At 61.5% G+C, this 24619-nt stretch carries 21 protein-coding genes; 13 read left to right on the forward strand and 8 right to left on the reverse strand.

What is annotated here, in order from left to right:
* Positions 1–9 precede the first annotated feature (9 nt).
* Positions 10–1017 carry a TRAP transporter substrate-binding protein DctP gene (gene dctP, locus PAF12_RS13595; protein WP_271107522.1) on the reverse strand — a complete coding sequence of 336 codons (1008 nt, stop codon included), beginning with the start codon at positions 1015–1017 and terminating at the stop codon, positions 10–12.
* 563 nt (positions 1018–1580) lie between these two features.
* Here dctP and PAF12_RS13600 point away from each other — a divergent pair.
* Positions 1581–2492: a LysR family transcriptional regulator gene (locus PAF12_RS13600; protein ID WP_271107523.1), complete on the forward strand. Its 912-nt coding sequence runs from the start codon at positions 1581–1583 to the stop codon at positions 2490–2492.
* Positions 2493–2527: 35 nt separating this feature from the next.
* Here PAF12_RS13600 and purU read toward each other — a convergent pair whose 3' ends face one another.
* Both purU and glyA read right to left on the reverse strand, forming a co-directional pair.
* On the reverse strand, positions 2528–3424 hold the full coding sequence (gene purU / locus PAF12_RS13605; RefSeq protein ID WP_271107524.1) for a formyltetrahydrofolate deformylase: 897 nt from the start codon (positions 3422–3424) through the stop codon (positions 2528–2530).
* Between the two features lie 34 nt (positions 3425–3458).
* The gene (glyA, locus tag PAF12_RS13610) at positions 3459–4742 is read right to left on the reverse strand and encodes a serine hydroxymethyltransferase (RefSeq protein WP_271107525.1); all 1284 of its coding nucleotides are present in this window, start codon (positions 4740–4742) and stop codon (positions 3459–3461) included.
* 822 nt (positions 4743–5564) lie between these two features.
* On the opposite strand from glyA, the gene PAF12_RS13615 reads away from it, so the two are divergent.
* From PAF12_RS13615 to PAF12_RS13635, 5 genes are all read left to right on the forward strand, one after another.
* Positions 5565–6965: a hypothetical protein gene (locus PAF12_RS13615; protein ID WP_271107526.1), complete on the forward strand. Its 1401-nt coding sequence runs from the start codon at positions 5565–5567 to the stop codon at positions 6963–6965.
* An 18-nt stretch (positions 6966–6983) separates the two neighbouring features.
* Entirely contained in the window at positions 6984–8789 is a 1806-nt protein-coding gene (locus PAF12_RS13620) for a multicopper oxidase family protein (RefSeq protein ID WP_271107527.1), read from the forward strand.
* 153 nt (positions 8790–8942) lie between these two features.
* On the forward strand, positions 8943–10298 hold the full coding sequence (locus PAF12_RS13625) for an IS1380-like element ISPme1 family transposase (RefSeq protein WP_171380759.1): 1356 nt from the start codon (positions 8943–8945) through the stop codon (positions 10296–10298).
* Between the two features lie 273 nt (positions 10299–10571).
* Complete coding sequence (locus PAF12_RS13630) at positions 10572–11030, forward strand: sugar dehydrogenase complex small subunit (protein WP_271107528.1); 459 nt, start codon at positions 10572–10574, stop codon at positions 11028–11030.
* Positions 11031–11083: 53 nt separating this feature from the next.
* Positions 11084–12703: a GMC family oxidoreductase gene (locus tag PAF12_RS13635; protein WP_271107529.1), complete on the forward strand. Its 1620-nt coding sequence runs from the start codon at positions 11084–11086 to the stop codon at positions 12701–12703.
* Between the two features lie 119 nt (positions 12704–12822).
* On the opposite strand, the gene PAF12_RS13640 is transcribed toward PAF12_RS13635, so the two are convergent.
* Entirely contained in the window at positions 12823–14145 is a 1323-nt protein-coding gene (locus PAF12_RS13640) for an aspartate aminotransferase family protein (protein WP_271109715.1), read from the reverse strand.
* A gap of 323 nt (positions 14146–14468) precedes the next feature.
* Here PAF12_RS13640 and PAF12_RS13645 point away from each other — a divergent pair, with 323 nt between their 5' ends.
* From PAF12_RS13645 to PAF12_RS13675, 7 genes are all read left to right on the forward strand, one after another.
* A complete protein-coding gene (locus tag PAF12_RS13645) occupies positions 14469–15983 on the forward strand; it encodes an aldehyde dehydrogenase (NADP(+)) (RefSeq protein WP_271107530.1) in 1515 nt (504 codons plus the stop codon).
* Between the two features lie 149 nt (positions 15984–16132).
* On the forward strand, positions 16133–16942 hold the full coding sequence (locus PAF12_RS13650) for a transporter substrate-binding domain-containing protein (RefSeq protein ID WP_271107531.1): 810 nt from the start codon (positions 16133–16135) through the stop codon (positions 16940–16942).
* Positions 16943–17007: 65 nt separating this feature from the next.
* Positions 17008–17673 carry an amino acid ABC transporter permease gene (locus tag PAF12_RS13655; RefSeq protein ID WP_271107532.1) on the forward strand — a complete coding sequence of 222 codons (666 nt, stop codon included), beginning with the start codon at positions 17008–17010 and terminating at the stop codon, positions 17671–17673.
* A 10-nt stretch (positions 17674–17683) separates the two neighbouring features.
* Positions 17684–18337 carry an amino acid ABC transporter permease gene (locus tag PAF12_RS13660; protein WP_271107533.1) on the forward strand — a complete coding sequence of 218 codons (654 nt, stop codon included), beginning with the start codon at positions 17684–17686 and terminating at the stop codon, positions 18335–18337.
* Positions 18330–19052 (forward strand): amino acid ABC transporter ATP-binding protein, encoded by a 723-nt coding sequence (locus PAF12_RS13665; protein ID WP_271107534.1) that lies wholly within the window; start codon positions 18330–18332, stop codon positions 19050–19052. The genes PAF12_RS13660 and PAF12_RS13665 overlap by 8 nt, the downstream gene beginning before the upstream one ends.
* Positions 19053–19061: 9 nt before the next feature.
* The gene (locus tag PAF12_RS13670; RefSeq protein ID WP_271107535.1) at positions 19062–19196 is read left to right on the forward strand and encodes a hypothetical protein; all 135 of its coding nucleotides are present in this window, start codon (positions 19062–19064) and stop codon (positions 19194–19196) included.
* On the forward strand, positions 19193–20875 hold the full coding sequence (locus PAF12_RS13675) for an aconitase family protein (RefSeq protein WP_271107536.1): 1683 nt from the start codon (positions 19193–19195) through the stop codon (positions 20873–20875). Before PAF12_RS13670 ends, PAF12_RS13675 begins: the two co-directional genes overlap by 4 nt.
* Before the next feature lie 13 nt (positions 20876–20888).
* Here PAF12_RS13675 and PAF12_RS13680 read toward each other — a convergent pair whose 3' ends face one another.
* From PAF12_RS13680 to PAF12_RS13695, 4 genes are read right to left on the reverse strand one after another with little or no spacing between them, the layout of a single operon-like run.
* Positions 20889–22274, reverse strand: a complete 1386-nt coding sequence (locus PAF12_RS13680; protein ID WP_271107537.1) for an amidase — start codon at positions 22272–22274, stop codon at positions 20889–20891.
* A gap of 11 nt (positions 22275–22285) precedes the next feature.
* Positions 22286–23029, reverse strand: coding sequence for an SDR family NAD(P)-dependent oxidoreductase (locus PAF12_RS13685; protein ID WP_271107538.1), 744 nt, complete (start codon positions 23027–23029; stop codon positions 22286–22288).
* Between the two features lie 9 nt (positions 23030–23038).
* Positions 23039–23788 carry an SDR family NAD(P)-dependent oxidoreductase gene (locus tag PAF12_RS13690; protein WP_271107539.1) on the reverse strand — a complete coding sequence of 250 codons (750 nt, stop codon included), beginning with the start codon at positions 23786–23788 and terminating at the stop codon, positions 23039–23041.
* Positions 23785–24606, reverse strand: a complete 822-nt coding sequence (locus tag PAF12_RS13695; protein WP_271107540.1) for a polysaccharide deacetylase — start codon at positions 24604–24606, stop codon at positions 23785–23787. Before PAF12_RS13695 ends, PAF12_RS13690 begins: the two co-directional genes overlap by 4 nt.
* Positions 24607–24619 lie beyond the last annotated feature (13 nt).

The following is a 24619-nucleotide window of genomic DNA, read 5'->3' on the forward strand; positions in this document are numbered from 1 at the left end:
TCGCAAGGCTCAGTTGATACCGGCTGCAGCTTTCAGGGCGTTGAGCGTTTCTGCACCGACAACCTCCTCAAGGTAAGGCCATTCCTTGTCGTAGACGATCTGCTTGGCGGCGGCGAGTTGCTCATCGGAGAACTCGATGACCTCGATACCGGCTTCGCGAACATCCTCGCGGGTCTTTTCGCTGATGCTCTGGGCTTCATCCCACGCCCAATTGACAGATGTGTCGGCGGCGGCCTGAATATTGGCGCGGTCTTCCTCGGCCAGACCGTCCCACCAATCCTTGTTCACCATCCAGAACGCATGTTCGAAATAGTCCTTGCTGTAGACATAGCTTTCCAGAACATCGCGCATCTGCCAGATTTCCGACGGCGGCCCAAAGGCGCGAGCATCGACCGAGCCCAATTGCAGCGCCGTATAAAGCTCTGAGAACGCCATCGGCACCGGGCTGAAGCCAAGCGCCTCGAAACGCTTGATGGCGCCTTCCTGGCTCGGGACGCGGATCTTGATGCCGCTGGCTTCGTCGGGCAGGTTGAGCGGCGTTTTGCCCACGCCTTTACGCATCGCATATCCGACGAAGTCGACGGGCAGCACGCCGACCAGCTTCAAATCCAGATCCGCAAGGATCTCGTCATAGACCGGGATGATCGCGCCGCCCGGACCGTAAAGCTCGCGTGCCTGTTCCCAGCTATCGACCACATATCCGGCGATGAAGACATTCAGGCGCGGATCAAACTCGGTCGCCGCAAAGGTCATGGTCATCGGGATGGCACCCTGAATGGTCTGCTCGAACAACGATGTCCAATCACCCAGATCGCCGCCGGGGTGATATTCAACCTCATATCCCTCGCCCAGAGCCTCCATGAATTTCTCGGAAGTCGGGTGGAAAATATGCTCGGTCGGCAATGCGTGGGCGAGTGTGAAGCGTTCTTCGGCGGCTGTCGGGGCAGCGGCACCCAGAAATACGGACGCGACAAGTGCGGTCGTGGCGGTAAAAGACTTTAGTTGAGTAATTTTCATGAAATCCTCCCAAGGGGCTAGTCATATCGTGACAATCACACAGCGATTGAAAATCAGATATCGTTGAAACGGTAAGGGACGTATTGGCTGAAAAATAGTTAATTATAATATTTCTAATCTTTAGAAATTTTGACCTATCGTATCCGAGCGGAAGCATGTCGTTACATGCAGATGGAAACCGAAAATGACGCCCCGTCTTATTGTCCGGATAGGGTTCCGGCGCGGCGGACAGCGACGACATCTGTTGGCGACCAATTCACATGACGCCTACCCGGATAAGCGCCTGGCAAAACCTATCCCTCCTTTCAACCATCTGAATACAAATTGCTCGCCGCCCGAGCGTGAGGCATGGCGCGATGTGCAACACTGCGCCCGCATCCCGCTTTCCTTTCGGGCATTGGTGGGTGCTGTCAGCCCAGCGATAACAGGCATCTGCGGCGAGTTGTCACCGTCGAGCGGTTTGCACACTTTTGTACTCGCTTTGGCGAAATGATTTGATTACGAAAATTTAATTGTATGCTTTTTACCAGTAAATCAATGTGATGAATCAACGCAGGTGATCTATGGAACTGGGACGGCTTCGCGCGCTGAGAGAACTTTCCATGCGGAAGACAATGGCGGCAGTGTCAGAAGCCCTTCTGGTGTCGCCATCGGCCATTTCCCAGCAGATGACGCTTCTGGAACAAGAGGTCGGTGTTCCCCTTATCGAGAAGCGGGGCCGCGGCGTCGTGCTGACAGCCGCCGGTCGGATTCTGGTCGACCGGGCGGAGCGTGTCTTCGCGGAGCTGGAGGCCGCCAGGGCGGATATCGAGCAGTTGGGAAATCTGGTCGCCGGTGATCTGCGCGTGGCCGCGTTCCCGTCAGTCGCGGCGGCGCTGGTTCCGCAGACCATGCAGAGATTGCGGACGGATCATCCCCTTCTCAGGATCCTCTTTGAAGAGATGGAGCCCGACGAAAGCGTCGCGGCCTTGCGAAGCTGGCAGACGGATGTCGCGATCATCGACGATCTTAACGTGCCGGCGGGCATCCTTGACTCCAGCATGGAGACGATCCCGCTTCTGGAAGACGTTTTCCATGTGATGATGGGCAAGGATCACCGGCTGGCCGGACGGGGCGCGATCGCCCTTCACGACCTGAAGGAGGAACAATGGGTGATGGACACGGCCTCCGCCACCTATACGCGTATGATCACGGAAGCCTGTAAGGACGCAGGTTTCAGCCCGCAGATCATGGCGCGATGCAGGGGCCTCGAATTAAGCGCGGCTCTGGTCAAGGGCGACACGGGTATATCCATTTTTCCGGGACTTCGCGCCAGTCAGGATATGAAAGACGTGCAGGTTCGACCGCTTCAACCGGAAATGCGGCGCAAGATCTCGCTGGCCTTCAGGAAAGGGCAGAGCCACAGCCCCACCCTCACGGCATTTGTCGCCGCATGTATCGAGATGGCAGAAGACCTGAAACGCGGGATGCAATAGCTACGGCTATGACGGGAGCGCGATTTCTTTCGGCGTCACCCCATCCGCTCTGACATATAAGAGCCGGGGGATGGCGGGAACACGATGGTTTTGTTTCCGTTGAGGAAGACCCGCCCATGAATATGGGCATGAATGGCCCGCGCCAGCACCTGACTTTCGACGTCGCGGCCAAGGCTCACATAATCCTCGGCGCTTTGGGCATGGGTGACCCGCACCGTATCCTGTTCGATGATCGGCCCCTCATCGAGATCCGCCGTCACATAATGCGAGGTCGCACCGATCAGTTTCACCCCCCGCTCAAATGCTTGCTTATAAGGATTTGCGCCCTTGAAAGATGGCAGGAATGAGTGGTGGATATTGATGATCCGGCCCGACATGCGGCGGCACATATCATCGGACAGCACCTGCATGTAGCGGGCAAGGACAATCAGCTCGGCGCCGGTTTCTTCGACGATGCGCATCTGCGCCGCTTCTGCCTCGGGCTTGTTGTCCTTGGTTACCCTGATGCAGTGAAACGGAATGTCGTGATTGACCACCAGCTTCTCATAATCGGCGTGGTTGGAAATCACCCCGACAATCTCGATTGGCAGCGCGCCGATGCGCCAGCGGTACAGCAGATCATTCAGGCAATGCCCAAACCGTGACACCATGACGATGACCTTGCGCTTGGCCGCCTCGTCAAAGAACTCCGCTTCGGCCTCATATCTCCGCGCAATCTCCGCAAAACCCCGCTGAAGCTCAGCCAGATCGCGCCCGTCTTCCGAGTGAAAGCTGACCCGCATGAAGTAGCGCCCGGTGCTCTTGTCGTCGAACTGGGCGCTGTCAGAAATATTGCAGCCGCACCCGGACAGATAGGCCGCGATTGCCGCCGTGACCCCCCTGATGGAGGGGCATGTGACGCGAAGCGCATAGCGTTTCGATTGTTCGGTCATGGCTCAGATATCCCCGTATCCGCCCACGCGGTCGTCACGATTCGCAGGCATAGACCGGAAAGCGCCGTGCCAGTTCGGCGACTTTGGCCTTGGCATCGGTAACGGCATCATCTGCGGTCCCGGATAGCTCCGCCTCGATCAGATCGGCGATGATATTGCCAAGCGCACGCAACTCCTCCTCCGCCATGCCGCGCGTAGTGGCGGCAGACACGCCAAGCCGCATCCCGACCCAATCCGCCGGACGCGGGCTGTCATTCGGGATCGGGTTCTTGTTGGCGGTGATATTGGCGCGGGCCAGAAGATCTTCGGCCTGTTTGCCGATCAGCCCTTTCGTCGAAAGGTCGATCAGCACGATATGGGTGTCCGTGCCGCCCGACACGACGCGCACGCCTCGCCCCATCAGCGTCTCGGCAAGCGCACGGGCATTGGCCTTGATCTGCGCGGCGTAGATTTTGAAATCATCGCGCAGCGCCTCGCCCAGGCAGACCGCCTTGGCGGCGAGCACATTGCTGTGCAGCGAGCCCTGCACGCCGGGAAAAACCGCCGCCTGAAGCTTCTTGAACCAGGCTTCGTTATTGGTCAGGATCAGCCCGCCACGCGGACCGCGAAGCGTCTTTGTCGTGGTGCAGGTGACGATGTCGGCATGCGGAAACGGCGAGGGATGCTGCCCGCCAGCGACCAACCCGGCAATATGGGCCATGTCGACGAGGAAATGGGCACCGGCCTTCCGCGCGATCTCCCCCATGCGTTCGAAATCCAGCTCACGCGGATAGGCCGAGCCACCGGTGATGAGCAGCTTGGGGCGCAGATTTTCGGCGATCCGTTCCAACTCATCATAGTCGATCACCTCGGTTTCGGGATCGACATCATAGTTATGCGGTTCAAACCAACGGCCGGACAGGTTCCCCTTCATGCCATGCGACAGATGGCCACCCGCAGCCAGATCGAGGGACAAGACCTTGTCGCCCGGCTTCAACAGCAGAAAGAACACGGCCAGATTCGCCTGCGTGCCCGAATGCGGCTGCACATTGGCATAGGCGCAACCGAAAAGCTGCTTTGCGCGATCAATGGCCGCCTGCTCCACAATATCGACACATTGGCCACCACCGTGAAAACGATTGCCCGGATACCCCTCCAGCGTCTTGTTCGTCATCTCATGACCCAGAGCGTCTAGCACGGCCCGGCTGACGATATTCTCGGACGCGATCAGCTCGATCTGATCCTGTTGGCGCGACCTCTCCTGATCAAGCGCCTGCGCCACCAGCGGATCACGCTCATGGACCGATGCGTTGAAATAGTCTTGCGTGGCTGCGGTCATGATCTGTCTCCCGGAATAGCGCCGATCTGGTTTCCGGCAAAACGCTAGATGAGGAGAGGGGACAGAAAAAGTTAATAATATTTCGATATATCTTTGATTATTCTAATGATTACTTGGGGCGTTCCGCACCTACCCTCCATGCCGGAACCGGGTCACGGACAAATCTCGCGAGATATCCCGATCATCAGATCGCATCCCGATGCCCTTCCAATCGGCATCCATCACGGCTATAAAAAATCTGTTCGAGAACTCACGGCGTTCACATAGGCCTCGCCGTGGAGATGATGGCATAGGGACGATCCGGCGGCGAAAGCCGTTCCATCGCGGGCAACTGGCTGTCTGAAAATGATGTCGGGGGCGATCCCCCTTTAGAGTGCCGCGTTGCCAGTTATGACTGTATGGAACCGTTTGAGATCCCTGATGCGCCGGCTGCGGCGTCGCGGCGGGGTTTCTGCACCGTTCCAAACTGGCCTGCCCGTGCATGACCGACATGGCCTGTGGCTTCGCATGTCGATGTCCCGGTTTCACGAAGAGGAGGCGGAATGCTGAGCCGGCGCCGCTAGATATGTCCCCCATACAGGGGGACCGTGAGGATATTCATACACCCCGCTCGCGTCATTGCGGGGCAGAAAGCGCCGATTTCCCTCCGGGTTCCGGACGGGGTGGATGCAGGCCATCAGAATGCTATTTTGTCGAGAAAAATCATATATTTAGAATATTTCTTATAGAAAAAAACGAGACGATTGTTTTACAGTGAAGCGATCACGCCATCGTTATCTATGCGTTGCGTTCCGTGTTTGTCTGTTACAGGAGGTCCAGCCAGTGAGCCGTTTCTCAGCCACGATCCTTTGTTCGTTTCTTCTTCTGATCTTCGTCCCGATCGCAAGCAATTCCCACGCCCAGACCACGCAGGAAACCTATGCGTTTCGCGACGCGGTGAATGTTCCGCCTGCCGGTTATGACGGTCCGGTTTTCAAACTCAGCCGCGACTATCCGACCGAAGATCCGGGCGCATGTGATGAAAGCGAATGCCCGTGGCTGTTTGTCGATGTGGATTTCACCTCCGGCGTGCCGGTGGATTGGGAAACCGGGCCGTGGAATGACTATATCATGGCCATTATGGAGGTGGTCACCCGCGGTCAGGATCCCGACATGTCGAATGACATGGGATTTCAGACCTCGGTGGATGGCGAGACCGCGTGGTACCACATTCCGTGGATGGCATATGATCCGACCGCAGGGCGTGAATTCGTGCATGGCACCACCAATGAGCGCACAGCGCATCTGGCCGATTTTCTCGGCAGCCCGATGCCGAACGCGACCCCGATCTGGGGCATGTCGGAGGCATGCAAGCGTCGCTATCCGCATGGTTTCGAAAGCTGGGCGGTCGGTGCCTATAACAAATGGGGCGGCTATGCGATCGGGCAGGCCTTCGCCGCTGATGGTTCGCCGGTTCTGGTCGAAAAGGATGGCCGAATGCAGCCTGCCGGCCTGCCGTTCCCGGAAGGCACGCTTGTCACCAAATTCCTGACGACAAATGCCACGCCCGATTGCGTGCCCTACCTTGCCGACAGCGCCGTCTGGACGGTGAACCGCCACCAGCTTGGCGACGGCAATGAATATATGTGTGAACGGACCATGCAGGAGACCCGCCTGACCCAGGTGGATGTCGCTGTCGTTGATCACCGCTCGCCGACACGCTGGGTCTATGGCACGTTCGGCTACGCCGCCGATGCACCGGGCGAAACGGTTCTGGAACGGCTGGTCCCCTTAGGCCTTCAATGGGGCTCCGACCCCCAAACCTTCCCGGCCGTGCCAGAAAGTGACAGCGTTCCGGCGACCGAGAGCGTTCTCAACACCACGCTCGACACTTATGAGCATTGGGGCTGCGGAAAGCGGCTGGCAGGCCCGGTCGACAACCCGAAATCCTCCTGCGTGTCCTGCCATAACGCCGCCTTCGCGGCAGCAGATGGCGAAGTTTCGGATTTCGGCAAGAATATCCCTTCGGTCTTCGGTTTCGACGGCATCTGCGACATTGGCGGCAGCGCGGACAACGCCGATTATTTCTCGAACTACCAGTTCCCGGCCCCGTATCCGGGCGGAGACTACCCCACTGCCGTGCCGCTGGACACGTCGCTGCAAATGGCGGTCGCGTTTACGCAATATGCGATCTTCAAGAATAACGGCGAACCGACAGCCTGCACCAACCCCAACCAGTTCTGAGAGAAGGGGAGCAGGAAAATGTCCAAGGTCACAAGACGGGGCTTTCTGTCCCGCTCCGGGTCGATACTGGCAATCGGATCGGCGACGGCAACACTCATACCCACCCGTGCCGCCGCGCAGAGCCCCGCGCCCGCCCCTGCCGGTCAATCGCGCGACTACAGGCTGACGGCGGATTGGCTGGTCACGACGCTGGACGGAACGCCGGTCAAATTGCGGGCGTGGAACGGAACCGTGCCCGGACCGACGCTGGAGGCGCGGCCCGGCGACACCGTGAATATCGAGGTCGTCAACAACCTGACCGCCTATGATTCCTCGGCATGGGACGGCAATCACAACGTGCCCCATGACCTGAACTCGACGAATCTGCATCTGCACGGGCTGGAGGTCGCACCGCATCTGTTCGAGCCGCTCGGCACATCCGATCCGCTCGCACCGATGATCTCGATCGCGCCGGAGGGCGGTCGGAAAAGCTACAGCTTCGCGATACCCGACGACCAGCCGCCCGGTCTTTATTGGTACCACCCCCACAAGCACGGCTCGACCGCCGTGCAGGCGGTCAGCGGCATGGCCGGTGCCATTCTGATCCGGGGCAATCTCGACGATGTGCCGGAGATCGCGGCGGCGGCGGAGCATATCATCGTCGTACAGGATATTGGCCTGTTTCCGACCGACGACCCGGCGAAAGACGGGGCCGGCACCTATATTTACGAGCCGAAGCAGAATGCCATCTGGCAGAGCTATGGCGGTCAGGTCACCATTCATGGCGAGGTGCAGCCGGAGTTGAAAGGCGGTTTCACGACCGGCGATTACCCGCTTCGATATTTCCTGCTCAATGGAAAGCCGTTTTTCAAGGAAACGCATAACCCGGATGATCCGACCAGCCCCGTCGGTATGCAGATCGACAGCGGAATCCCGACCTATCGGATGGCCCAAGGCGAGGTGGCGCGGTTTCGCATTCTGAATGCAAATTCGGATGATGTGATGCCCATCTCTCTGGCGGGGCATGATCTGCATCTGATCGGCATGGATGGTGTGAACCTGCCCGCCTTGCGCAAGGTCGCGGCCCTCGCCCCGGATGCGCCCCAAACCGCCAGCCAATTGCTGCTCGGACCCGCCAATCGCGGGGAGTTTCTGGTCAAGGCAATCGACACCCCCGGAACATACGAGCTGCGTCAGGCGCCACAATCGCTGCAATTTCTGCACAGCGAAGGGCGGCTTCTGGCACGGCTGGTGGTTACGGACGATAAAAACGACATGCCCCTGCCCGCCAAATTGCCGGTGCAAACCCGGCATTTCCCGGTTCCCGCCGATGACGCGGTCTCCCGGACCCGCTATGTCACCTTCGGCATGCAGTTTCCGGCCAAGGCCAATCCCGTCGTCGGCATCGATTTCTTCATCAACAACCAGCAATATGATGAGCTGAGCGTGTCTCAGGTCGTGATGCTGAACGCGGTCGAAGACTGGATCATCGGCTCCCCCGGTCATCCCGACAAGACCCGCAAGGATGCGTCCTCGGGCCATCAGGACAACACCGAAGGCCACCCGTTCCATATCCACGCAAATTCCTTTGCCGTCATCGGCACCGCTGATGTCGCGCCGGATGGAACGGTGATGAACGAGGTCCGCTTCGAGGGCGACGACATCCTGATTCAGGACACGGTCTGGGTGCCCATGGGCAAGCAGGTTCTCGTCCGGCATCATTTCAAGGAATGGACCGGAAAGGCCGTCTATCACTGCCACATCCTGCCGCATGAAGACACCGGCATGATGCAGAATTTCCTGATTCTGGATCCTGAGAAGAAGAACGGACATCACGAAACATGAAGGGCTGCGCGCGCCCGACCCGTGCCGCGCGCGACCCGTGAGACAATTTCTGGCCTGAACCCACATTCTCCAAGTAAGTCGCTGATTTCGCTGTCGTAATCGTGATATTTCGCATATAAATCATGGCGTTGACGGCTGCGAGGGGCGCGTTTCATGGATCACCTGGAGGGTGCGGGCTTGGCGCGGGGAGATCGGGTTGATTTCGACCGCCGTGTGCGTCTGGAGTTCCGTGGTGCGCAGATCAGTTCAGACGGTGGCCTGCTGGTGATGCGCGAGCTTGATGACGTGCTCGGCCTGTCCAATCTGGCGTCGGAGGCGCTGCGAGACAGCCGCACCGGGAAGAACACGCTCCATCGGCTTGACGGATTGTTCCGGCAATCGGTGTTCGGACGACTGGCCGGATACGAGGATGTGAACGATGCCGACCGCTTGGCCCTCGATCCCGTGATGCGTCAGGTCGTTGGCGGCAGGGCCGTCGAGGCGCAAGCTGCTTCGGCATCGCAGATGGGACGGTTCGAGACCGAGACGCTGGCTCTGGCCGCGAACCGGGCGGCGCTGGCCGATCTGAACGGCCAATGGATCGACCGGTTTCATGACCGCAACGGGTTGCAATACATCGTGCTGGACATGGACAGCTCGGTCAGCCCCACCCACGGCGATCAGGAAGGTGCTGCCTGGAACGGGCATTTCGACTGCACCTGCTATCACCCCATCTTCTTGTTCAACCAGTTTGGCATGCTGGAGCGCTGCGCCCTGCGTAACGGCAATGTCCACAGCGCCGATGGCTGGCGGGATGTCCTTGATCCCGTCATTGCCCGATATGCTGGCCGCGACCTTGGTGGACGCTTCTTCCGGGCCGACGCTGCCTACGCGATCCCCGCGATCTATATGCGGCTGGAAGAAGCCAGGTTCTTCTACGCCATCCGTCTGCCCGCCAACGCCGTCTTGCGCGAGAAGATCGCGCATCGGCTGACACGGCCCGTGGGACGGCCTTCGCTGACCAAGGTCAAACGGTTCTTCGAGGACTTCGAGTATCAGGCGGCGTCCTGGGACAAGCCGCGCCGCGTCATCGCCAAGATCGAATGGCATCCGGGCGAGCTGTTCCCCAAAGTCGGCTTCATCGTCACCAACCTGCCGATGGAGCCAGACTGGGTGGTGAGGTTCTACAACCAGCGCGGCACCGCAGAGCAGCACATCAAGGAAGGCAAATATGCCTTTCGCTGGACGCGGCTGTCATGCCGGAAGTTCCGGCACAACGAGGTGCGGCTGCAACTGCACGCGCTGGCCTACAACCTGGCAACCTTCCTGCGCTGCATCGAACTGCCCGAGGCCATGGCGGACTGGTCGTTGACCAGCCTGCAACTCAAGCTGATCAAGATCGGCGCCCGCGTCGTCCGCCACGCCCGCGCCATTACCTTCCAGTTGGCCGAGGTCGCCGTCACCGGCCCGATGGTGCGGGCCGTCCTTGCCGCCATCCGCCGTCTTCGAACGCCTCCGTCATGCGCATGACCACGATCCATGCCCAAGCTGAACGAAAGCGGCAGGACAGGTCCGTCTGCCGCGCGGAAAAGCGGCTCTGCCGGGCCAGAATGCTGCGGGTTCGAGGCTTGATCCACCCGACTTCGGCCGTTTGCGCGACGACAGACACCGCTCGGGGCGAAAAACGCTTGCCCAGCGAGCAAAATCAGGCGATCTTGAAGTCAAGCGGCAGGCCACTTGGGGAATGTCGGCTGAAGACACACCGGACCCGTCGCGGAAAACGGATATTCAGAGGAGATGACTATGGTTGCAACCCATGAAACAGATTGCCGATCCTTTGTTACACACAGCCTGACACGCCGGCGGCTGCTATCCGCAGCCTCCGCCGCATCGCTGCTGCCATTGACTCAGTTTCCCGCAAGAGCATTCGCCGCCGATATAGAACTCTCGGATTTTATCGCGCTGTCGCAAAAACTGACCGGACGCGACGATCTGGCGGAGGACATCGCACGCGGCATGCTGAATGCCTTCTCCGCGATTGGCCGAGATGGCGACATCGCCGATATGATCGCGGGCGAGAGCAATGACGAACTCGCCGGTGCCATCGTCGCGGCCTGGTATAGCGGTGAATCGCCGGACCCGGACGCGCTCGATGTTCTGACCTATACGGATGCCCTCACCTGGCAGGCGATCGAATACACCAAACCGATGGCCTATTGCGGCGGAGCCATGGGCTATTGGGCCGACCCGCCCGAAAGCTGAGTTTCCGCCTTCGCAATCATCCTTCACGCCATATCGCTCAGGGAATTTCGGTCATGGAACACGACATCAACGCAGATATTCTGATTATCGGCACAGGCATCGCAGGCGCGCTTGCCGGGGCCAAGCTCGCACAGAAGGGCCTGACAGTCGCCTTTCTGGAAACCGGCAAACGGATCGACCGGTCCGACGCGGTCGAGAATTTCTGGAACGCGAAGATCAAGACACCGGAGTCCCCCTATCCCAACGATGCGTCCGCGCCGCATCCTCTGGCCTATAAGATCGGGGAATATTATCAGCAGGCCGGGCCGGAAAATTTCAAATCGACCTATATCAAGCTGGTTGGCGGCACGACTTGGCACTGGCTGGGCACAACGCTGCGAAACCTGCCTGCGGATTTCAAATTGCAGTCGCTTTACGGGCATGCCGTCGACTGGCCGATTGATTATGACACGCTGGAGCCGTTTTATCTCGCCGCCGAGCAGGAGATCGGCGTCTCCGGCGACAGCGCCGAAGATTTGGGCTCGCCCAGATCCGGTGCGTTTCCAATGCCGATGATCCCGATGTCCTATTCGGACCGCTATTTCGCAGACGCATTGGAGGGGTCGCAATATCACGTCCGCGCCACGCCGCAGGGCCGGAACTCGGTTTTCCGTGAGGATCGGCCCGAATGCTGCGGCAATGGCTCCTGCATCCCGGTTTGCCCCATTCAGGCGAAATATGATGCAACGGTTCACATCGCCCAGGCCGAGGCTGCCGGTGCCGTCATCCACGCGCAAACCACGGCCACAAGGCTGGATCTGGGGCCGGATGGCAAGATTGCATCGGTCAGCTTCCGGCGCGCGGATGGCAGCGAAGGCACGGCTGCGGGCAAGGTCGTCGTGATCGCGGCCCATGCCATAGAAACCCCCCGCCTCTTGCTGAACTCCGCGCAGGACGGGGCGCCGAACGGGATTGCCAACAGCTCCGATCAGGTCGGGCGCAACCTGATGGACCACCCCTCCAAGCTGAGCTGGGCCATGGCCGCCAATCCGGTCTGGCCGTTCCGCGGCCCGCTTTCCACCTCCGGGATCGAAAATCTGCGCGACGGCGCGTTTCGCAAGGATCGCGCGGCGTTTCGGATCGAGATCGGAAATGACGGTCATAACTGGCCGACCGGCGCGCCGCTGTCCACGGCTGCCGATCTGGCACGTCAGGGGCTGCGCGGCGCGGAACTGGACGCAGCGATCCGGGACGCGACATCGCGCCAGATTCGCCTGACGTCGCTGGTGGAACAATCGCCGGACGCGGAAAACCGCGTGACGCTCGATCCCGAAAAGCGGGATGTCAATGGCGTTCCCCTGCCCCGGATTCACTATGATTATTCCGAATATACCCGCGCCGGTCTGGAGGCCGCGGAAGCCGCGCATCAGGACATCTTCACCCGACTGGGCGCGACAGAGATCAAGCATTCCCCCGATATTTATGGCGCAGGCCATGTCATCGGCACGGTGCGCATGGGCGCGGAGCCGCAAAATTCGGTGGTCGACGCCGATCTGCGCAGCTTCGACCATCCCAACCTGTTCCTGCTGGGTTCAGGCAGCTTCCCGACATCCGCCACAGCAAACCCGACACTCACCATAGCCGCGCTGTCGCTGCGCGCCGTGGAGGCCATCGCGGGAACCGTGAGGGGTTAGGTTGCGAGATTGGGGTATGGTCCGGCGATCTTCCATTAGGGTTGTGAAAAAAGGAGGAGATATGTCGGCTTTACGTCTGGTTGCGGTTCTTATGGGTCACGGGATGCCGCCCTCCTCGCCTATCCCACCACATCGGTGATCGCGCCTGTCAGCCGTTCGACGATCTGATCGACCTCGTCGGCGCTGACGATATAGGGCGGTGCCAGCAGCACATGATCGCCGCGCGCGCCGTCGACCGTGCCGCCCATCGGGTAGCAGATCAGCCCGCGCGCCATGGCGGCTTTCTTGATCTTCGCATGGGTTTTCAGCGCCGGATCGAGCGTGGCCTTGCTGTCGCTATCCGCGACCAGCTCTATGCCCCGGAAGAGGCCTCTGCCCCTGATATCGCCGATATTGGGGTGCTGGCCGAGGGCGGCTTCCAGCCCGTCCTGAAGGCGCTGCCCCATGATGTTCACATTCTCCATCAGACCGGGCCGGGACATGATCTCGACCACCTTATCCGCCGCCGTGGCAGCGATCGGGTGTCCGATATAGGTGTGGCCATGCTGGAACAGGCCCGAGCCATTGCGGAACGCGTCATGGATGTGCGCCGACAGCATCACCGCGCCGACGGGCTGGTAACCGCCGCCGAGTCCCTTCGCGATTGTCAGGATGTCCGGCACCACGCCCTCTTGTTCATGGGCGAAGATGGTGCCGGTCCGGCCCATGCCGCACATCACCTCGTCCAGGATCAGCAGCACATCGTATTTGTCGCAGATCTCGCGGATGCGGCGGAAATACCCCTCGACCGCCGGCACCGCGCCAAGTGTCGCGCCGACGACGGGTTCGGCCACGAAGGCAATGACCTCATCGGGGCCAAGCGTGACGATCTTCTCCTCAAGCTCGGCCGCCAGCCTTGCGGCATAATCGCCGGGGGACTCACCTTCGGCCATGTCGCGATAGGCGTAACAGGGCGAGACGTGATGCGTCTCCGGCAGGATCGGCTGGAATTGCTTGCGCCGCCACTCATTGCCGCCGGTCGCAAGCGCCCCGATGGTATTGCCGTGATAGCTCTGCCGCCGGGCGATAATATGGCGGCGCTGCGGCTGGCCGATCTCGACGAAATATTGCCGTGCCATTTTCAGCGCCGCCTCGACCGCCTCCGACCCGCCGGAGACGAGATAGACGTAATCCAGCCCGTCAGGCGCAAGCCCGACCAGCCGGTCGGCCAGCGATTCCGCCGCATCGCTGGTGAAGAACGAGGTGTGGGCATAGGCAATCGCTTCCATCTGCGCGCGCATCGCCTCCAGCACCTCGGCATTGCCATGACCAAGGCTCGTCACCGCCGCCCCGCCCGAACCGTCGATATAGCGCCGTCCTTGATCATCGGTGATCCAGACCCCTTCCCCCGCAACGGCGCGGGGCAGATTGGGGCCGATGCTGCGGTGAAGAATGCGGGTCATGCGATGCTCCGGCTCTGATGTGGTCCCGGCAGCATTCCACCAGTCGCGGGACGAGGCAAGCGGTCCCGAGCGGGCACCGATGTGACATATGCCAAACGACTTGCAATTGTCGCGCGCGCCAGCCGTAATGACCGCAGCAACCGGCCCGGTCTGTTCCGGCATCAGCCGGGCGGCAGGGAATGTCACGGGTCATCGCCTCAAGCGCGCCGGTCGTGAATTTCCGGCACCCCAGGCGCCGCCGTCACCAAGGGTCGTTGCGGGGTTTGTATACTTCATGTATGCAAATCTGGAATTCTCGATCCATGATCCAAGCGGAGTCTCTCATGCCCTTCACCCCTCACGGCAAGCATCTGATCGCAGGCGACTGGGTTTCCGGCGCTGCAATGTTCCCCTCCGAACCCGCGCATGGCCCGAGCCATTATTTTTCCGTTGGCACGGTCGATCTGGTGAACCGCGCCTGCGAGGCGGCGGAAGAGGCGTTCTGGACCTACGGCTATACCAGCCGCGAGGACCGGGCGGCGTTTCTCGATGCCATTGCGGACGAGATGGAGGCCCGCGCCGATCAGATCACCGAAATCGGCACTCAGGAAACCGGCCTGCCCGAGGCCCGCTTGCAGGGCGAGCGGGGGCGGACCACGGGCCAGCTGCGCCTGTTTGCGGAACATATCCGCAAGGGCGATTACCTCGACCGCCGCCATGACGAAGCGCTGCCCGAGCGCCAGCCGCTGCCGCGTCCCGATCTGCGCATGATCCAGCGGCCCATCGGTCCGGTCGCGGTGTTCGGGGCCTCGAACTTCCCCCTGGCCTTTTCGACCGCGGGCGGGGATACGGCAGCGGCCCTCGCGGCAGGCTGTCCGGTGGTGGTCAAGGGCCATTCCGCCCATCCCGGCACCGGCGAGATCGTGGCCGAGGCGATCCATGCCGCGATTGCGAAAACCGGCATGCCGGCGGGGGTGTTCAGCCTCATTCAGGGCGGCAACCGTCAGGTCGGGCAGGCGCTCGTCCAGCATCCGCGGATCAAGGCCGTGGGCTTCACCGGCAGCCTCGGCGGGGGACGGGCGCTGTTCGATCTCTGCGCGCAGCGGCCCGAGCCGATCCCGTTCTTTGGCGAGCTGGGCAGCGTCAACCCGATGTTCCTTCTGCCTGAAGCCGTGGCCAATCGCGGCGCGGAAATCGGCAAGGGCTGGGCCGGCTCGCTTACCATGGGGGCGGGGCAGTTCTGCACCAATCCCGGCATCGCCGTGGTCGAGACCGGCGCGGCAGGCGACGCCTTCGTTCAGGCCGCCGCCGATGCGCTGCGAGAGATCGGCCCGCAGGTGATGCTGACCGACGGTATCGCCAAAGCCTATCGCGACGGGCAGGACCGTTTCGAAAGCCGCAACAGCGTCCGCCCGATCGTCTCCACCACCAGCGAGGGGCGCGAGGCCAACCCGAATCTCTATGAGACCGACGCGCAAAGCTATCTTCAGGATCATGCTCTGGGCGAGGAGGTGTTCGGCCCGCTGGGTCTGGTCATCCGCGTCTCCGGCACCGATGAGATGCTGACGCTGGCCAAGGGGTTCGAGGGTCAGCTCAGCACCACGATCCATATGGATGCGGGCGATGCGGCAACCGCGAAGAAGCTGCTGCCGGTGCTGGAGCGCATGGCGGGGCGGGTGCTGGCGAACGGGTTTTCGACCGGGGTCGAGGTCGTCGACAGCATGGTCCACGGAGGTCCCTATCCGGCCAGCACGAATTTCGGCGCGACCTCCGTCGGAACCCTGTCCATCCGCCGCTTCCTGCGCCCGGTCTGCTTCCAGAATATACCTGAGGGAGTGATGCCGAAAGACCTGGCGTAAGCTCAATGCCTGCACCGATCCCCGGTGCGGGCAAGATCTTTGCATACAACAAGTATTTTGTGTTTGCTTTTCGGATTGGTAGGGTCGATAAAAATTATGTGGAATCGGTCCTTACCGGACCGGAATACCAGACAGGGAGAACAAACCAAATGAAAATCAAAGCACTTACCATTGCCGCCGTCGCCGCGACCGTTGCAACCGGCCCGGCCTTCGCGGACAAATTGGACGATATCATCGGCTCGGGCACGCTGCGCTGCGCCGTGGTTCTGGATTTCCCGCCAATGGGATCGCGCGACGAGAATAACGAGCCGCAGGGCTTCGATGTCGATTACTGCAACGACCTTGCCGCAGCCCTTGGCGTCGAGGCGGAGATCGTTGAGACCACCTTCCCCGAACGCATCCCGGCACTGGTTTCCGGTCAGGTGGATGTCGGTGTCGCCTCGACCTCGGACACGCTGGAGCGCGCCAAGACGGTCGGCTTCACCATTCCCTATTATGCGTTCGAGAACGCCGTGACCGCGAATGAAGGTGTGGAGATGTCCACTTGGGAAGACCTCAAGGGCAAGACCGTGGGCGCCACCGCCGGCACCTATGAGGCGATCTGGCTGGAAGAACGCGTGAATGAATGGGGCGAGGGCGAATTCCGGCCCTATCAGAATCAGGCCGATGTGTTCCTGGCGCTGAGCCAGGGCCAGCTTGATGCCACCGTCTCCACCGTTGAAGTGGCCGAAGCCAATGTCGCATCGGGCAATTTCCCCGGCATCCGCGTTGTCGACAAGGCCCCGATGGTGCCCGACTATGTCGCGCTGATCGCGCTGCGCGAGGAACAGGGGCTGATCAACTACATGAACCTGTTCATCAACCAGCAGGTCCGTACCGGCCGCTATGCCGAGCTTTACGAAAAATGGGTTGGCGAGGGTGAGCCCGCCGATCTGACGATCCAGGGCGTCTATCGCTAAGGCCTCTGCCAGTCGGGCGGCGCGGAAGATACCGCGCCGCCTTTTCGTAACGACGAGGGGCGGAGATGTTCAATTACAGATTCCAGTGGCGTCAGGCGTGGAACCGCCTGCCGGAAATGCTGGACGGTGCACTTATCACAATGCAGGTTGCCATCCTGTCGATGGCGATCGGTATCATGCTGGCCATTCTGCTGACATTGTTCCGCAGATCCAACAGCCGGATTCTTGGCGGGATTGCGACAACATGGGTGGAAATCGCACGGAATACCCCGGCGCTGTTCCAGATCTACATGGCGCATTTCGGACTGGCGGGACTTGGGATTCACCTGTCACCCTATAACTCGCTGTTGCTCGGTATCACCTTCAACAATGCGGGCTATCTGGCAGAGAATTTCCGCGGCGCGCTGAAGGCGATCCCGGACACGCAGCCGCGCGCGGGCAGTTCGCTCGGCATGTCCGATCTTCAGGCCTTCCGCTATATCGTGCTGCCGCAGATGATCCGCATATCCTTCCCGACCATCACCAACCAGATGGTCTGGGCGGTGCTGATGACCTCGCTGGGTGTCACGGTCGGCATGAATATGGATCTCTACGGTGTGACGCAGGATCTGAACGCGCTGACCTTCCGCACGTTCGAGCTGTTCGCGATGGCCGGGGTGATCTTCTACATCATCGTGAAAATCATTCAGGCCGGAGCCTGGCTGATTTCACGCCGTCTGTTCCGGTATTGAGGGGGCTACCATGTTCGATACCGCATTGACGGTAAATGACCTGATCTTCCTCGCCAAGGGCGCGGGAATGACGATCTTCGTGACCGTGATCTCGGTGTTCTTCGGCACGGTTCTGGGCATTCTCTTCGGGGTGATCCGCTATCAGCTCGGGCCGGTCTGGTCCGCGCCCCTGATGTTCGTGCTGGACATCTTCCGCTCCATCCCGCTGCTGATCCAGCTTGTTCTGGCCTATGCCTTCCTTGGCACGGTGCTGCGGCTTGGCCTGTCCGGCCTGACCGTCGCCTGTATGGTGCTGACGCTCTACACCTCGGCCTATTGCGCGGAAATCGTCCGCGGCGGGATCGAGGCGGTGCCGCTGACCTTGCGCCGGGCATCACGCTCGCTGGGGCTGACATGGGGGCAGGACATGACCAATATCGTCCTGCCGCTGGCAACCCGCGTGGCCCTGCCCAGTTGGATCGGACTGGCCCTTGGGGTCATGAAGGATTCGGCCCTTGTCTATGTCGTGCAGGTGACGGAGCTGCTGAAATCCACGCAGATCCTGATCACGCGCCTGCAGGAACCGCTGCTGCTGCTGATGATTTGCGGCGCGTTCTACTTCCTCATCAGCTTCCCCGTCGCACGCATCGGCGGTTATCTGGAAAGACGGTGGTCCAATGATTGAGATCGAAAACGTCCGCAAATCCTTCGGCGCGCTGGAGGTGCTGAAAGGCATCGACCTGACCGTATCGAAGGGAGAGGTGCTGACCGTCATCGGCGGCTCCGGCTCCGGCAAGTCCACGCTGCTGACCTGTATCAACGGGCTGGAACCCATTCAGGCGGGCAAGATCACCGTCGACGGGACGGAGGTTCACGCCAAATCCACCGACCTCAACAAGCTGCGCCAGAAGATCGGCATCGTGTTCCAGCAATGGAACGCCTTCCCGCATCTGACGGTGAAGGAAAACGTGATGCTGGCGCCCCGCAAGGTGCTGAAGCAGTCTAAGGCCGAGGCCGCGGCGATGGCCGAGAAGCAGTTGAACCATGTCGGTCTGGGCGACAAGCTTGACGTCTATCCGGGCCGGTTGTCGGGCGGTCAGCAGCAGCGCATGGCGATTGCGCGTGCTTTGGCGATGTCCCCCGATTACATGCTGTTTGACGAGGTGACATCCGCACTTGATCCGCAGCTTGTCGGTGAGGTTCTGGACACGCTGCGGATGCTGGCATCCGAGGGCATGACGATGATCTGCGTCACCCATGAGATGAAATTCGCGCGAGAGGTCTCCGACCGCGTGGCCTTCTTTCATCAGGGTGTCATGGCCGAAATCGCCCCGCCGGATGAGCTGTTCGGGGCACCCAAGGACCCAAACCTGCAACAATTCCTCGCCGCCACGCATTAGGGGACGCCCATGTCTCGACCCGATGTGATCGTGACCGGGGCCGGCATTGTCGGCCCCTCACCCGAGCTGGCGTTGCAGACGCGAGGGATGGCGCGCGCGGTTGCGGGCAGCAATGTCGCCGCGCATGGCTTCGCCCCGAAATGACCGCGACGCGCATCCTGCCCGGCACCGGCGAAGGCCCGGTTCTGGCAATGGCATCCGGCCTCAGTTTCTGGGGCGGCGTCGATCCGGCGACGGCGCGCGTGATCGACACCCATCATCCCGCCCATGATGCCGAACTTGCGGGCCGCGTCGTGATGATGCCGACCAGCCGGGGCTCATGCTCCGGTTCCGGCGTCATATTGGAGATGATGCTGAACGGCTGCGCCCCTGCCGCGCTGATCTTTTCCGAGGCAGAGGACGTGGCGACCCTCGGCGCCCTGATCGGGGCGGAGATGTTCGGCAAGACACTGCCCGTCCTGCGCGTGACCCCTGACGATTTTGCCCGGCTGTCACGGGCGGCAAATCTGACGATTACCGCCGACGCAATCTGCGGGGACGGGCTGCACCTGCCCATCCAGGACCCGCACCGGACGGCACTGCAACTGACACCCGAAGATAACGCCATCCTGTCGGGTCGTGATGGCGAGGCCGCAGCACTTGCCATGCGCATCGTCTGTGTCATGGCGCGGCTGCAAGGGGCGACGGCGCTGACAGATGTCACGCGCGGCCATATCGACGGCTGCATCCTCGCCAATCAGGCCAATCTGATCTTTGCCGAGAAGATGGACGCTCTGGGCGCGAAAATCCGCGTCCCGACGACGGTCAACGCGATTTCCGTGGATCGGGAGAACTGGCAATCCCAAGGCGTTCCGCAGCTTTTCGGCAGTCAGGCGGCGCGGCTGGCCGATGCCTATGTGCGCATGGGGTGCCAGCCGACATTCACCTGCGCCCCCTATCTGCTGAATGACCGCCCGGGCGAAGGCGACAGCATCGCGTGGGCCGAATCCAACGCGGTGATCTATGCCAACAGCGCGCTCGGTGCCAGAACCCCGAAACATCCCGATTATCTGGATCTCTGCATCGCTGTCACCGGCCGCGCGCCGCTGTCCGGTGTCTATCTGGAGCAGGAACGCCGCCCCGCCCGCATTCTCGACATCGCGGCACCTGCCGGGATCGACGACAGTTTCTGGCCGCTGATCGGCTATATCGCCGGGCTGAAATCGCCGGATCGCATCCCGCTCCTGCGCGGGATTGCCGCGCGCCACCCGTCGCAGGACGACATCAAGGCGCTATGCGCTGCCTTCGGAACCACCTCCGCCGCCCCGATGCTGCATATCGCAGGGGTGACGCCCGAATCCCAACTGCCGCCGCGCGAGGACGCTGATACGCTGCAAATTACGCACGACGATATGTCTGCTGCATGGCACGATCTGAACCAGGGTCCGCAGCAGGTCGACCTGATCGCCTTGGGCAGCCCCCACGCCTCCGCCGATGAATGCGCGCAGTTCGCGGCTCTGCTGAATGGCCGGCAGGTCAGTATCCCGACCATCATCACCGTCGGGCGCGAGGTGATGGCGGCGATCCGTCAAAGCGATACCCTCGAAACGCTGACCAGACTGGGTGTGACGATTATCCCCGACCTCTGCTGGTGCTCGATCACCGAACCGGTCTTTCCGCCCGAAGCCCGAACCGTCATGACCAATTCCGGGAAGTACGCCCATTACGGCCCCGGATTGTCAGGCCGCGCACTGCGCTTCGGCAGTCTGCGTGACTGTGCGGAAGCGGCGTCCTCCGGCTTGGCGCCAGCGGCAGCGCCTGAATGGGTGAAGCTGCCGGGCTGACGATTGCGGAAACCTACCCCGCCGGACGGGCCTGCATCACGAGTTCCGCAAGCCTCAACAATTTGCGATCCTGATACCACGGGGCGCATAGTTGCAAGGCAATCGGAAGGCCGGAGCTGCTTTCGCCCCAGGGCAGTGAAATCGCCGGATGTCCTGTCAGGTTCTGCGGGTAGGTGAAGGGATACCATGCGCCACGGATTGTCCCCGCAGGCGCGCCACCGATTTCGATCTCACCCATCGGATCATAGCCGAGCGGCAGTGGCGGGGCGGTAAGAACCGGCGAGACGAGCAGGTCGAACCGTGCAAAATGCGCCTGCATGATCTGGAAAAGCCGCGTCCTTTGTGCCTGTGCCTCCGACAGTTCAACCGCCGAGAGGCGCTGGCCAAAACGCACCGTCTCCACCAGCGAAGCGGCAACCATATCCTCACGCCCCGCGAATGCAGCGGCGGTGCGCGCAGCCAGACCCGCCCGCAGCAGGGTCAGGAAAACCGGCTCGAAGGATTTGAAATCAATATCGGCTTCTTCGACAATCGCGCCCTCGGCTTCGAGTCGGCGCACGGCGGCAAGCGTCACTGCCGCCGTTTCCGGCTCCACCCGCGCGCCAGCGGTCGGAATCCAGCCGATCCTCAGCCCGGCAAGCCCGGCCCCGTCATCCGGGTGCAATTGCCCGGCGGCCTGTCCCCACGGGTCACGCGAATCCGCACCCTGAAGCGCTTCGAAGAACAGCGCCGTATCCGCGACCGTGCGCGCCATCGGCCCGGCATAGGAATTTGCCCCGAACAGATCAGGCAGCGCCAGATGGGGAATGACCCCGAGCGTCGGTTTCATCCCGACAATCCCGCAGCAGGCCGCCGGTATCCTGACCGAGCCGCCACCATCGGTCCCGATGGAAAGCGGTCCCATGCCTGCCGCCACGGCAACGGCGGAGCCGGAGCTTGACGCGCCCGCGGTGACATCGGGATCGACCGGGTTCAGCGTCAGCCCGAATAGTGGCGAGCTGGCGGTTTGCGCGTGGCCGAATTCGGGCGTGGTTGTCTTGCCGATCATGATCCCGCCCGCCGTGCGGGCACGGGCGACGGATACGGCATCCCCGCTCGGCACATTCGTTTCGAACAGGCGCGACCCCATCGTCGTCCGCACACCGGCTGTGGCGAGAAGATCCTTGACCGAATAGGGCACACCATGCAGCAGGCCCAGATCGTCGCCGCGCATCACCGCATCTTCCGCCGCCCGCGCTTCGGTCAGGGCTTCTTCCGTGGCGACGGTGATGAATGCGTTCAGGCGGCTCCGGTCTTCGATCCGGTGCAGCGCGGCTTTGGTCGCCTCGACCGGAGAGATATCGCGGGCGCGTATCCGGCCGGCCAGTTCGATCGCGGTCATATCGGCAATATCGGTCATCCTCGCTCCTTTCAGATCATCCAGTGGCCGCCATCGACCAGCAATGTCTGGCCGGTGATAAAGCGCGCCTCGTCGCTGGCCAGAAAGGCGACAGCGGCGGCCACATCCTCAGGACTGCCGACAAAGCCTGCCGGGGTGCGGTCGATCAGACCCTGCACGACATGGGCAGGCAGGCTGTCATGCGCGGCAGTCCGGATCGCGCCCGGTGCCACGGCATTCACGGTGGTGCCGGTCGCCGCCAGTTCCCGGGCCAGCGCACGGGTCAGCCCGATCAGGCCCATCTTGGCGGATGCGTAATCCGCCAGCCCCGGCTCACCGTTGAATGCGGCGAGGCTGGAGATATTGACGATCCGGCCACCCCTCTGCCGCATGGCGGGGACCACAAGCCGGGACATGCGCATGGCACTGAACAGCGAGATTTCCATCACGAAGCGCCATGTTTCCTCCTGAGATTCGTGAAACGGTGCGCTGCGTTCCCGACCGCTCTGGCCGAGATTGTTGACCAGCACATCGACAGGCCCCAGCTTCCGGCAGAAATCGTCGTGAAACTGTCCAAGGGCGGCGGCGTCCGTACAATCGCCCTGAACCGCGAAAAGCCTGTCCGGGGCGGCTTCCGGCAATCTGGAAATGTCGAGGTCCATGACACCGACCGCAGCCCCCTCATCCAGCATCCGCCGCGTGATGCCGCCGCCGATCCCGGCGCCGCCCCCGGTCACCAGAACCCGTTTCCCATCAAAGCGTCTGCAAACGGACATGGATATTCCTCAATGAAAGCTGCGACCGCCATCCACGGCAAGCGCGACACCGGTAACATAGGAAGACTCGGCGCTGCTGAGCCAAAGAATGGCCGATGCTATTTCTTCAGGGCTGGCAATGCGGTTCAGGGCATAGCGGTTGCGCGCGCTTTCCAGCTGGGCTTCGGTATCTCCGTGCGCGTCGATGGAGCTGCGGAACAATGCCGTATCGACCGCACCGGGGCAGATCGTGTTCACGCGAATGCCATCCGGGGCGAGTTCCATTGCAAGGGATTTGGAAAACATCTGCAAACCGGCCTTGGACGCTGCATAGGCGCTGCGGCCCTTCAGCGGGACCAGCCCTGCCGCCGATGACAGATTGACGATGGTTGCGCCGTTTTCAGACCGGCGCAGATGCGGCAAGGCCGCGCGGCACAGCTTCATCGCGCCGGTCAGATTGACGGCGATCAGCCGGTCCCAGTCCTCATCGGTGATGTTCTCAAGCGGTGCCAGCAGGTCGAGACCGACACAATTGACCAAACCGTCCAGCCCGCCCAGATCATCCGCGAGCCGGTTCAGCGCATGATCGATGGCCGCGCTGTCGGTGATGTCCGCAACCGCATATGGCAATGTCCCGCCCGGATCATCCGGGCGCGCATCATCGCGGTCGATCACGGCCACGCTGGCACCTTCGTTCAGAAACCGGGCAACCGTCGCCCGCCCGATGCCTTGCGCGCCACCAGCAACGACAATGCGGCGACCGGACAGCGACCCGCTCATGGGTCGGCGCTTTCCAGACGCGGGCGCATATCCGCGACCATCTCGTCACAGCGGCCCATCCAGATATCGCCCTTGGACTTCGCATGTTCGATCAGCCGTTCCAGCGCCCATAGCCGCGACGGCTGACCGATGATCTGCGGATGCATCCCGACCATCATCATCCGGCGTTCGGCATGAAGAACGTCCAGTTCAAGCTGCCACGCCTCCAGCATGGCCGACGGTGCCTGCATCGTCCGGCCCGGCAGCACGATGGAGTACTGAAAGAACGGTGCGTCATCCAGAACCCAGCGGAATGGCAGCTCAACCAGCTTCGTCGGCTTGCCGTCGACATGATGAAGATAGGGCGAGTCGTCGTCGAAAAAATTCGATGAATAGTCGAAACCATAGTCCAGCATGAGCTGCATCGAAATATCACTCAACTCCGCCGCAGGTGAGCGCCAGCCGCGCGGCGCGTAACCGGCAACGCGCTTGATCGCCTCAAAGCCCCGCTCCATCTCCTCCCGCTCCTCGTCATGGCTGAGGTTGAGGATCCAGCGATGCGAATAGCTGTGATGCGCGATTTCGTGCCCGCCCACCAGAATCCGGTCCATCAGTTCCGGCCGCTGATCGACGATCAGCCCCGGAACGAAAAACGTCGTTCGCAGCTCATGGCGTTTCAGCAGGTCCAGAATACGATCCGTGCCGACCTTCCAGCCATAGGCACCCTGAGACATCAGGATCGGGCGCTTCGCATAGCCGGCATCCCGCGCCGTCCACATCGTCTCGGCATCCAGATCGAAGGTCAGAAACAGCGGGAAGCCCTTGCTCGTCAAATGCATCACGCCCTCCTTT

The organism is Paracoccus sp. SCSIO 75233 (assembly GCF_027912675.1).
Taxonomy (GTDB): domain Bacteria; phylum Pseudomonadota; class Alphaproteobacteria; order Rhodobacterales; family Rhodobacteraceae; genus Paracoccus.